General features: G+C 66.1%; 7 protein-coding genes. 4 read left to right on the top strand and 3 right to left on the bottom strand.

What is annotated here, in order from left to right; all coding sequences use genetic code 11:
* Window positions 1-192: 192 nt before the first annotated feature.
* From OF829_RS19830 to OF829_RS19820, 3 genes are all read right to left on the bottom strand, one after another.
* A complete protein-coding gene (locus tag OF829_RS19830; protein ID WP_264941937.1) occupies window positions 193-6,669 on the bottom strand; it encodes a YDG domain-containing protein in 6,477 nt (2,158 codons plus the stop codon).
* A 22-nt stretch (window positions 6,670-6,691) separates the two neighbouring features.
* Window positions 6,692-8,365 (bottom strand): ShlB/FhaC/HecB family hemolysin secretion/activation protein, encoded by a 1,674-nt coding sequence (locus OF829_RS19825; RefSeq protein WP_264941936.1) that lies wholly within the window; start codon window positions 8,363-8,365, stop codon window positions 6,692-6,694.
* A 208-nt stretch (window positions 8,366-8,573) separates the two neighbouring features.
* Window positions 8,574-8,870, bottom strand: a complete 297-nt coding sequence (locus OF829_RS19820) for a hypothetical protein (protein ID WP_264941935.1) — start codon at window positions 8,868-8,870, stop codon at window positions 8,574-8,576.
* Window positions 8,871-9,009: 139 nt separating this feature from the next.
* On the opposite strand from OF829_RS19820, the gene OF829_RS19815 reads away from it, so the two are divergent.
* The 4 genes from OF829_RS19815 to OF829_RS19805 are packed head-to-tail and all read left to right on the top strand — an operon-like array spanning window position 9,010 to window position 10,762.
* Window positions 9,010-9,177 carry a helix-turn-helix domain-containing protein gene (locus OF829_RS19815; RefSeq protein WP_264941934.1) on the top strand — a complete coding sequence of 56 codons (168 nt, stop codon included), beginning with the start codon at window positions 9,010-9,012 and terminating at the stop codon, window positions 9,175-9,177.
* 5 nt (window positions 9,178-9,182) lie between these two features.
* On the top strand, window positions 9,183-9,662 hold the full coding sequence (locus tag OF829_RS20625; RefSeq protein ID WP_406701453.1) for a helix-turn-helix domain-containing protein: 480 nt from the start codon (window positions 9,183-9,185) through the stop codon (window positions 9,660-9,662).
* Window positions 9,663-9,665: 3 nt separating this feature from the next.
* Window positions 9,666-10,313 carry a site-specific integrase gene (locus tag OF829_RS19810; protein WP_264941933.1) on the top strand — a complete coding sequence of 216 codons (648 nt, stop codon included), beginning with the start codon at window positions 9,666-9,668 and terminating at the stop codon, window positions 10,311-10,313.
* Window positions 10,286-10,762 (top strand): hypothetical protein, encoded by a 477-nt coding sequence (locus OF829_RS19805; RefSeq protein WP_264941932.1) that lies wholly within the window; start codon window positions 10,286-10,288, stop codon window positions 10,760-10,762. Before OF829_RS19810 ends, OF829_RS19805 begins: the two co-directional genes overlap by 28 nt.
* The last annotated feature ends 60 nt before the right edge of the window (window positions 10,763-10,822 follow it).

Below are 10,822 nucleotides of genomic sequence, written 5' to 3'. Positions count from 1 at the left end.
CGTCTTCGCGCATGGCGGCACGATCGAGGTTCGCGACGGGCCCGAGGGCGGCGCCCGGTTCGAAATCCTCGTCTGACCGTCACCGGCTTCAGCGGCGGCGCGCAGGGCACGCTCTATGTCTTCGTGACCGAGGCCAATCCCGGGGACTGCTGATCCGCGGCCGGGGGCTCCGCGACGGAGCCCCCGTGTCGCCTATTGCACCACGCAGCCCGCATCCTCGCCGCACAACGCATCCTTGTCGATCACCACCTCGGTCCCCGGCGTCGCCGGCACGCTGGCCTGCGAGGGCAGCGGGATCGACTTGAGCACCTGCTGCTGGTTCTCGGCCGGATTGAGCTGGATCGTCAGCACGCCCGGCGAGAAGGTGATGGTATAGTTGTTGCCGAGCGACAGCGACCCGATCGTGATCGCATAGCTGCCCGGCGCCTCGCCCGGCGCGCGGACCAGCCCGCCGGTGAAGCTGTCCCCCGCCACCAGCGAGCCCGAGCTGATCGTGAAGGTCAGCAGCGGATCGGCGTCGTCGCGATACTTGTCCTTGTTGTCCGCCGAGACCGAGACCGCGCGGCGCAGGATATCGCCGAACGCGCTCGCAGGCATGGTGAGCGTGTAATTGCCCGCATCGGCGCCGCCCAGCGTGGTGCCGCTCACCGTCACCGTCTTGCCGGTGCCGGCATTCTTGTCGGCAAAGGTGAGGACGGTACCCGAGGTGGTGACCGTATCGCCCGCGACCACGCCGTTCAGCGCGACCGTGCCGGTTGCGGCGGTGGAGCCGTCATATTGGCGCGAGGTGATCGTCACCGTGCCCGTGATCGACTTGCGCAAGATGTCCGCAAGGGCGCTCGCGGGGAGCGTCAGCGTGTAGTTGCCGCCGTCGGCCCCGTTGAGCGTGGTGCCGGTGATCGTCACCGTCTTGCCCGCCCCCGCATTCTTGTCGGCGAAGGTGAAGACGGTGCCGGTCGTGCCGACGCTGTCGCCCTGGAGCACGCCGATGAGCGTCACCGTGCCGGTGCCCGCGCTGTTCCCGTCATAGGTCTTGTTGTTGACCGTGACGGTGCCGGTGATGCCGAGCTTGAGGATCGTGCCCACCGCGTTGGTCGGCAAAGTGAGCGTATAGTTGCCCGAGTCGGTTCCGGTCAGCGTGGCGCCGGTGACGTTCACCTGCTTGTTGGTGCCGGCATTCTTGTCGGCGAAGGACAAGGTGGTGCCGGTGACGCCCACATCCTCATTGCCCACCACGCCGTTCAGCGTGACCGTGCCGGTCGCACCGGTGGTGCCGTTATAGGTGCGGCTGTTGACGGTAACGCCCAGCGTCAGCGCCTTTTTGAGGATATCGCCCAGCGCCGTGTCGGCGAGCGGGGTGAGGGTGTAGTTGCCCGCGTCCGCGCCGGTGAGGCTGGTCGTGCCGGAGATGGTCACCGTCTTGCCGGTGCCGGCATTCTTGTCGGCGAAGGTGAAGACGGTGCCGGTGGTGCCGACGCTGTCGCCGCTGACGAGACCGCCCAGCGTCACCGTGCCGGTGCCCGTGGTGGTGCCGTCATAGGTCTTGCTGTTGACGGTGACGGTGCCGGTCAGCGCTTTGCGGAGGATGTCGGCAAGGCCGGTGCCGACGCTGAGCGTGTAATTGCCCGCGTCCGCGCCGGTGAGCGTGGTGCCGGTGACCGTCACGGTCCTGCCCGTCCCCGCATTCTTGTCGGCAAAGCTGAAGACCGACCCGGCCGTTCCCACGGTATCGCCGCCCACCACGCCGACGAGCGTCACCGTGCCGGTGGTGGTGGCGGTGCCGTCATAGGTGCGGCTGTTGGCGGTCACCGTCCCCGTCAGCGCCTTGCGGAAGATATCGGCGAGGCCCGTGCCGACGCTGAGCGTGTAATTGCCCGCGTCCGCGCCGGTCAGCACGGTGCCGGTGACCGTTACGGTCCTGCCGGTCCCCGCATTCTTGTCGGCGAAGCTGAACACCGATCCGCTGGTGCCGACCGCATCGCCGCTGACGGCGCCGTTCAACGTCACCGTGCCAGTCGCGCCGGCGGTGCCGTCATAGGTGCGGCTGTTCGCGGTGACGGTGCCGGTCAGCGCCTTCTTGAAGATGTCGGCCAGCACGGTCGCAGGAAGCCCCGACAGCGTGTAGTTGCCCGCATCCGCGCCGCCGAGCGATGCGCCCGAGACGGTGACGGTTTTACCAGTACCCGCATTGCGGTTGTCGAAGGTGAAGATCGCGCTCGCCGTGACAGCATCGCCGCCGACCACCCCGTTCAGCGCGACCGTGCCGGTGCCGTTCGTGTTGCCGTCATAGGTCTTGCCGTTGGCGGTGACGGTGCCCGTCAGCGCCTTCTTGAAGATGTCGGCGAGGACCGTGGCCGGAAGCCCCGACAGTGTGTAGTTGCCCGCGTCCGCGCCCGTCAGCGTCGTCGTGCCGGAGACGGTGACCGTCTTGCCGGTACCCGCATTGCGGTTGTCGAAGGTGAAGACCGTGCCCGTGGCCCCGACCGCATCGTTGGCCACGACTCCGTTCAGCGTCACCGTGCCGGTCGCGGCAGTGGTGCCGTCATAGGTGCGGCTGGTCGCGGTCACCGTGGCGGTCAGCGCCTTCTTGAAGATATCGGCCAGCACGGTCGCGGGAAGCCCCGACAGCGTGTAATTGCCCGCATCCGCCCCGCCGAGCGACGCGCCCGAGACGGTGACGGTCTTGCCGGTGCCCGCGTTGCGGTTGTCGAAGGTGAAGATCGCGCTCGCCGTAACGGCATCGCCGACGATCACGCCGTTCAGCGTCACCGTGCCGGTGCCGGCGGTGCTGCCGTCATAGGTCCGGCTGTTCGCGGTCACCGTGCCGCCGATCGCCTTCTGGAAGATCGCGGCATGGCCCGAGGTCAGCGTGTCGAGCTCGTAATTGGCGACGTCGGCACCGGTCAGCGCATAGTTGCCGACCAGATTCACCGCGCGGTCGCCCGCCGCATTCTTGTTGACGAATTCGAGCCGCCCGCCGGTCAGCCGGACATCCTCGGTCCCGACCACGCCGAGCAGCGAGACCGTCCCGGTCGCGGCGACGGTGCCGTCATAGGTCTTGTCGTTGGCGTTGATGTTGACGTTGAGCCGCACCTTGCGGATGTCCGCGAGGACGGTGCCCGAGGGCAAGGTGAAGGTATAATTGCCGATGTCGGCGCCGCCGATCGCCGTGCCCGCGACGGTCACGGTCCGGCCGTTGGCAGCATTCTTGCCGTCGAAGGTCCAGGTCGTGCCGGTCGCGTTCACCGTATCGCCGGCAACGATGCCGTCGATCTGCACTGTGCCGGTGCCCGCGGTGGTGCCGTCGTAGAACTTGTTGTTGGCGAGGTAGGTGATCGCCAGCGCCTTGGGGTTCACCGTGATGCTGGCGGGGGTGTTGCTGATCGCGATGGCATAGCCGGTCGGGCTGGTCAGCGTGCCTTGTGAGATGGTGATTGGATAGGGACCCCCGGCAACGCTCGCGCGCATCGCGAGGCCGCCCGAACTGATCACGAGCCCGCCCGACAGCGCGCTGCCGGCGCTATCGCCCAGGAAGGCGTTGGCCACGCCCGGATTGAAGCCGGTGATGGTGTAGAGCTGGGTCTGCCCGGCCGGGAAGGTCAGGTCGTCGCCATAGGTCTTGGTGAAGTTGACTGCGCTGACTGTCAGCGTCGGCGTCACCGAGAAGACATAGCGGTTGCCCGAGACGCTGTCAGGTGCGCGCGTGGCGAGCGTCGAGCCCCATATGGCGGTGTTGCCACTGTTGAGCCCGCCGAACGTGTTGTTCGCGGGATTGCCGGAATAGATCACCCAATGCCCGCCATTGGCGGTGACGGCGTTGGCGCCCGCAAAGTTGATGAACCGGTCTGGCGTGGAGAGGACGACGTTCCGGCCGGTAATGCTGGTCGTCATGGTGAGCGGCGGTATCGCCTTGTCGAGCCGGATATTGCCGCTGCTCGTCTTGACCGTGATATCGCCCGACGCATTGATCGAACCGAACAGCACGACCTGGCTGTTCGAACTCAGTTCGATGTTGCCATTGCTCACAACGATATTGCCGAAGCTGGACTCGCCCGAGCTGCCAACCGTAACGTTGCTGCCGCGCAGGATCAGCGAATTGACCAGGTTCGCATTGTCGACCCTGATCGTGAAATTCCGGATAATGCCGTTTTCGAACGGGTTGTTGCCCGTCGCACCGAGCAGGCTGCGTGCGGTGACCGACCCTATCGATACAGCACTGCTTTCACTCGAGCGAAGGCGAACATCCGATTGCCGGTTCGATCCGCCCAGGAGCGTGGCCAACGTTAGCCCGGTGCCTGCCGAAATGGTCAGCGGCTCTTCGCCAACACCATCCGAATTGCTTTGAATGGTTACCCTCTGGGTGCTGACGGAACCCGTCGTGGCGGTGATCGTCACCGCGCCGCTTGCCCGGTAATTGTCATCCAGAAAATTGCCCAGCGACACGCTCTTGCCAGTAATGATCAGGTCTCCGCCCGCGGCGGTGGCGCCGCCGGAGATTTCCGTGCGCCCATCGACTGTACCACCTGAGGTCAGCGTCACCGCACCGCTTGCGCTCGCATTCTGAAGCGTCAAGCTCCCGTTGGTCGCCGTGAGCGTGATGTCGCCGGCTGCAGCCGACACAACGCCGCTGATCGCGACGGATGTTCCCGAGGCACTCACATAGGTTCCGGCCCGCACATTGCCGTCCCTGACCCACAGCGAGCCGCCGTTCGGGCTCCCGACCGGCGCGTCAGCAATCGCCTCGACATGTCCGGTGGTCGCGGTGATGCCGCTTGCGCGGATCGATCCGGCATGAATCGATACATTTCGCCCGGCTTGAACGGTGTCGAGGATCGCCGACGCGGCGCTCCTGACCGTCAGCAGGACGTCGCGTCCCGCGACAATCTTCATATCGTTCAGGCCGGGGCTGTTCCGGTTGGTGATCGCTCCCCCCGCGCTGATCGTCACATCGGCATTCGCGCCCGAAGCCGTGATCGAGTTGACGCGAACCTCGCCATTCGGGTCGGTCGCCGTCAGCGAAACGCCGCCGCCGCCGCTGAGGCCGACTGCGACGACGTTGGTGCCGGTGACCGACAAAACGCCGTTGGCGCTGGTGGCATAGTAGCCGTCGGCAACGGTGCGCGAACGGATTGTGATGTCGCCGGCGCTGTTCAGCGTAAGATAGAACAGCGCATCGGAACTGCTCGCACCCGCGAAATCGTTGCTGAGCGAAATCTTCCCGTCGGCGATGACGTTAAAGCTGAGGGCCAGCCGGTCGGCGGAAAAGATGATGTCCCGACCGGCCCTCATGTCGAGCAGATCGCCGTTCGCACTGCCGGCATCCAGCCGCACCAGCGACTCGCCGCGAATGTCGCGCGCCGAGGTTACGGGCTTTCTGATCGTGACGGTGCTGCCGTTGGCGAAGCTGATATCGCCAACCGTCGTCTCGGTTTTCGTATCGATATAGGTTTGCGAGGTCGCGAAGTTGATGTCGGCCGCCTTGACGCCAAAACTTCCATAGACGGTCGTGCGAGCGCCGTTGAACTGGAGCGTTCCCGCCGCTGAAATGCCGGCGACGCTCACCCACTCGGCGGCAGAGAAAGAGATGTCCTTCGCGCTGACGAAGCTCGCATTCGCCTGGTTCGTCGGCACGGCAGAGATGGTTCCGAACGCCTGGATATCCGCGCCGGGCGCGGTCGAGGCCGGGCTCCCGAGGGTCACGCCGGGCGCCGCGCTTCCCGCGGTCAGGACGATGCCGCGATCGGTCGCGGTCGCGCCGGTCGCGGTGATCGTGCCGTCGATGAACATTTCCGGCGTCGCCACATTGCCGCGCGTGAACAGGGCAGCCAGTACGTTGCGGCCGGAAATCGAACCCGAAAGCGTGATCGCCTGGGTGACGCCGGTTCCGCGATTGACGGTGAAGGAGAGCGGGCTGCCGGGAGCGTTCTGAAGCCTCACATCCGTCGCGCCGACGATGCCGACATCGCCGTTCGGAGCAAGGAGACTGCTGGTGGCTTGCGCGGTGATCTTGGGCGCGAGGAGGACCACGTCGCCCGTCCGCTCCCCGGTGCCGGTGCCCGAGCCCGACGCCTGAAGCGTGGCCCCGCTTCGAACGGTGATGGTCGCATTCGATGCCGACAGCCCACTGAAGGAGGATTGACCGTTCCCGTCGAGGAAATCGGCGTCGGTCATGTCGAGGCCGCTCGCAAGGAACGAGCCGGTATTCACCGCCGCGCCGTTGCCGAACATGATCCCATTGGTATTGATCAGATAGACCGAGACGTTGGAATCGGAGCGCAGGTTGCCCGCGATGTTCGACGCGCCGCCGCTCAGATCGCGGTTCAGCACCGCGATATTGTCGGTCCGCCCCGTGACGCCGCTGGTGGCGCGCGAATCCTTGAAATCGACGGTGTTGCCGGCGCCGATATCGAACCCGCTGCCGCCCCAATTCAGGATCGTCCGGTTGTCCCGCAGGTCCACCCGCAGCGTCTGCCCGCCCGGCGCGCCGCTGGTGCTGAAGGTCGGCGTCGTCGATCCCGGCGCGCCGCCGCTAAGACCGCCGGTCGTGGTGGTGACATTGCCCGTATCGGGCAGGTTCTGCGCCGCCGCCGGCGCCGCCGCGAACAGGAGCGCGGCCGCAATCGCGGTGGTGGAGCAGAGGGCGGTGCGGAGCTTGGCCGGGTTGGTCATGTCGATTTCCTCTCGGCGGATGTCAGCGGCGCGGGCCGAATTGAACGGTGAGCGAAAGCAGGACGCGATCCGATGCGCGCGGCGCGCCGGGGAAGCGGAGCTCCGGGTCCATCGGATGGGCGTAGCTCGCATCGAGCATCGCGACGCCCGGCAGATAGAAGCGCGCACCGCCGCCGAACGAGCGCAGGCTGCGGTCATTCTCGGTGGTGAACAGATCGTCGTTCCAGATGTGCGACACATCGAAGAAGCCGAACAGCTGCGCCTGCGGACGGCCCTGGAGCGGCAGGTTGAAGCGCGGCTCGAGCCGGACCGCGACTGCCTTGTCGCCCGCGGTCACGCCGGGATCATAGCCGCGCCCGATGGTGAGGCTGCCGACCGAATATTCCTCGAAGCTGAGCAGCGCGCCGGTCGCCCATTGGCCCTGGGCGGTGATGTTGAAGGTGAAGCGCGGGCCGATGCTGACAAAGCCGTCGATCCCGCCGCGCACCACCGTCGCGGTCGCGCTGCCGTCGAAGCGGCTGGGGGCATAGCCCTGGGGGGTGATCACCCCGGTCTTGGTCGCGTCGAACAGGTCGAAGCCCTGGCGCAGCTCGATCGAGCCGGCGACCCCCCATTTGTCGGGCCCGCCGAACTGCGGCTCGCGCTCGCTGAACGAGGCGCGGACATAGCCCACGCGGAGCTTGTCCTGCGTGACCGGGATGCCGCCGAAGCCGGGGATGTTGAGCTGGATATTCTGCTCGATGATCTCGAAGCCGGCGCCGATGTCCGCGCTGGCGCGGACGCTGCGGTGGAGCGGGGTGGTGACGTCGAACCCGCCGATCAGCGAGCGCGAGCGCAGATCGAGCCCGCCGACATCGGGGCGCGACCAGGCATAGCTGGCGCGCACGCCGAAGGTCGTGCCGCTGTCGGTCGACATATAGTGCCCGGCCTGGACGACATATTGCTCGCGGAAATCGAGCGTCGAGGAGCCGCCGATAAAGGTGCGGTCGCCATGGCCCGTCAGCCCGTAATATTCGGCGCGGAGCGATGCGCTCTCGCGGCCGAGCGCGCGCGAGCCGCTATTCTGGATGTTCGCGGTGAGGACGAACGGCGTGTAGCTGACGCGCAGCTCGCCGACGACTTCGCCCGGGCCCCTGCCCGCCGAGCGCAGCGACAGCGTGACGCTCAAGCCCGGAACATTGTTCGCGCCGACCAGGATGCGCTCGATCTCGCGCGTGTTGACCGCGGACATGCCCTTGAGCTGGGTGATGCGCGATTCGAGGCTCCGCTGGTGCGGTCCGGCATTGCCGACGATCGTGACGTCGGTCAGCCGCGCCAGGATGACGGTGAAGCGCGCCTCGCCATTGTTGATTTCCTGCGGCGGGATGGTGACTCCCGCGACATAGCCCGAGCGGCTGAGGGCGCCGGCGGTGGCGTCACGAATGTCGCAGAGCTGCGCAAGCCTTTGCGGCCCTGCCTGGGGCGCGATGCCCGCCAGCGCCGCCTGCACTTCGGGCGGAAGCGCGCTGCCGTCGGGCTGGACGAAGCGCAGCCGGTTGATCTCGACCGTCAGCGGCGAATCGGCGAACGGGCATTCGGTCGCGCGGGGCGTATCGTCGCGCACCGTCACGCCGGTCGCCGGGCGCTGATCCGAGGCGCGCGGCACGTCGACCTGCTCGCGGGTGGGGAGCACCTGCGCCGCGGCGGGCGCCGCCATCAGAATAGGGTAGACGAGGGCGACGGCCGCACAAACGGACGCGCGGCGAGCAAGGCGCGGCATAGATAGAATCCCCCCCACAAGGATATAGCACTCGGAACGAGGGGAAAACGTAACAGAGGGAGGCCCGGTAAAGAAGCCCCATAAAACTGTATTATTATTGCAATAATTGGCAGCTTCGCGCGGTTATGTTGGCTTTTGATCCAGACTAGATTCGGCTCGGCTCGGGAGCATTCTCCCAGCCGCCGCCCAGTGCCTTGAACAAGGCGATCTGCGCCTCGGCAAGCGCGGCGTTCGACTGGGCGAGCGCGGCGCGTGCCGTCGCGCGCTGGCGCTCGGCGTCGAGGCGCAGGAAGAAGCTGTCGCGCCCCGCATCGAAGCGCAGCCCGGCGATCCGCGCGGCGTCGTCCGCCGCAACCGCGGCGCGGCGAAGCGCCACGTTGCGCTCGATCTCGGCGGCATAGCGCGCGAGTCCCGTGCCACGAGACTGGATTCGGGAGCACACCCCGGGTCGAAAGCGAGGCCCTAAACAAATGGGCCAATAAATTCGGCCCAATTACAGCTGAAATAGACGGCCCAATCCGCTCGATTCAAAAGCACTCCAGCGTCCGCCAGCATCCGGACGGACAAACGGAGCAACGCAAATGGATCGCCTCGCCTACTCGATCAACGAAACCGCCCGCATCCTAAGCCTGGGGCGGACGTCGATTTACGCGATGATCGCGGACAATCGGCTGGACGCTTTCAAGCTGGGGCGGCGCACGTTGATCCGCGCCGAATCGATCAAGCGGCTGGTCGCGGAGCGGGCGTAATCACCGTGCCTCCCCGCCGAATCAACCCCCGACTCGCCAAGCTGCACCACGCCTACAGTGTTCCGGAGTTGGCGAGGTTGCTGGGCGTGCACAAACATACCGTGCGCGGCTGGATCAAGGCGGGCCTCCCCACGGTGGACCGAACACGCCCGGTCCTGATTCACGGCAGCGAGTTTCAGGACTGGTGGGCCAAGCGGCGCGGGAAGGCAAAGCGCCCGCTGCAACCGGGCCAGCTCTATTGTCTCAAATGCCGCGCAGCCAGGTCACCGGCGCTTGGGATGGTGGAGTATGCCACGCCGAACGGTACCACGGGCAACCTGAAGGCTCTTTGCGAGACGTTTGGCACGATGATGCACCGCCGGGCGCGGCTGGGCTCAATCGACGCGATCATGCCGGGAATGGAGGTCCAGCGCAGACAGACACCGCCACGCCTAACTGGGCGAGCGCGCCCCTCCCTAAACACTGACAATCCAGAGGCAGCTTGAACCATGGCAAGGCACAACGCAGCGAACACCCGAATCAAGCGGGAATATTTCGACTATTTGAAGGAGGCGAACCGGCGGGACGAAGCCTCGATCGACGCGGTCGCGAAGGCGTTGGCACGGTTTGAGGCAGCGACCGGGGGAAAGGACTTCAAGCATTTCCACCGGGAACAGGCCAAGGCGTTCAAGCGCAAGCTCGACGCCGAAACCAACGCGCGCACGGGCAAGCCGCTGGCGCGCGCGACGGTGCATTCGACCCTTTCGAACTTGCGCGCATTCTTCGTGTGGCTGGCGGGCCAGCCGGGCTACAAATCGCGAATCCAGTATTCGGATGCCGACTATTTCAACCTGTCGGAAAAGGATGTGCGGATCGCCCGCGCCAGCCGCCCAAAGCCGGTGCCTACGCTGGAGCAAGTACACCATGTGCTGGCCACCATGCCTTCCGTGACCGATATCGAGCGGCGCATTCGGGCGCTGATCGCTTTCGCGATCCTGACGGGCGCGAGGGACGGCGCCTTGGCCTCTTTCAAGCTGCGCCATGTCAATCTTGGGGAAGGCGAGGTTTTTCAGGACGCGCGGGACGTGCGGACCAAGGCGTCCAAGAGCTTCACGACCTGGTTTTCCCGGTGGGCGGCGAAGCGCTGCAAATGGTGACGGACTGGTGCCAGCATTTGCGAACGGTGCTGCTGTGGGGTGAAGAAGACCCCCTGTTTCCAAAAACGCAGGTGGGATTGGGCGAGTCTGGCGGCTTTGCCGCCACCGGGCTGAGCCGGGAGGGCTGGCGCGATGCAGGTCCGATCCGCGCGATCTTCAAGGATGCTTTCACGGCGGCTGGGCTCCCCTATTTCAACCCGCGCAGCTTCCCCGACACGCTGGTTCAGCGTGGCCAGCGCATCTGCACCACGCCCGAAGACTTCAGGGCGTGGTCACTGAACCTCGGGCACCAGGGGGTTTTGACCACCTTCACCAGTTACGGGCAGATGTCCTCCCAGCGGCAGGCCGAATTGATTCGCGCAATGGGGAAGCGCTCACCCGCTGAAGGCGCTGAACGGCTGGCGGCGATGGTCGCGGAAACTGTGCGAAAGTATCAAGCCGAGATTTAGGGCCTTTCGGCTGGCGGACAATTGCTGTTAGGTGCCCGCCCGAGGGAAAGCACGGCGTGC

The sequence above is a fragment of the Sphingomonas caeni genome (assembly GCF_026013415.1).
Classification (GTDB): domain Bacteria; phylum Pseudomonadota; class Alphaproteobacteria; order Sphingomonadales; family Sphingomonadaceae; genus Sphingomonas; species Sphingomonas caeni.
Note: the sequence above shows the minus strand (reverse complement) of the source record. Positions and strands in the feature narration are given on the sequence as shown.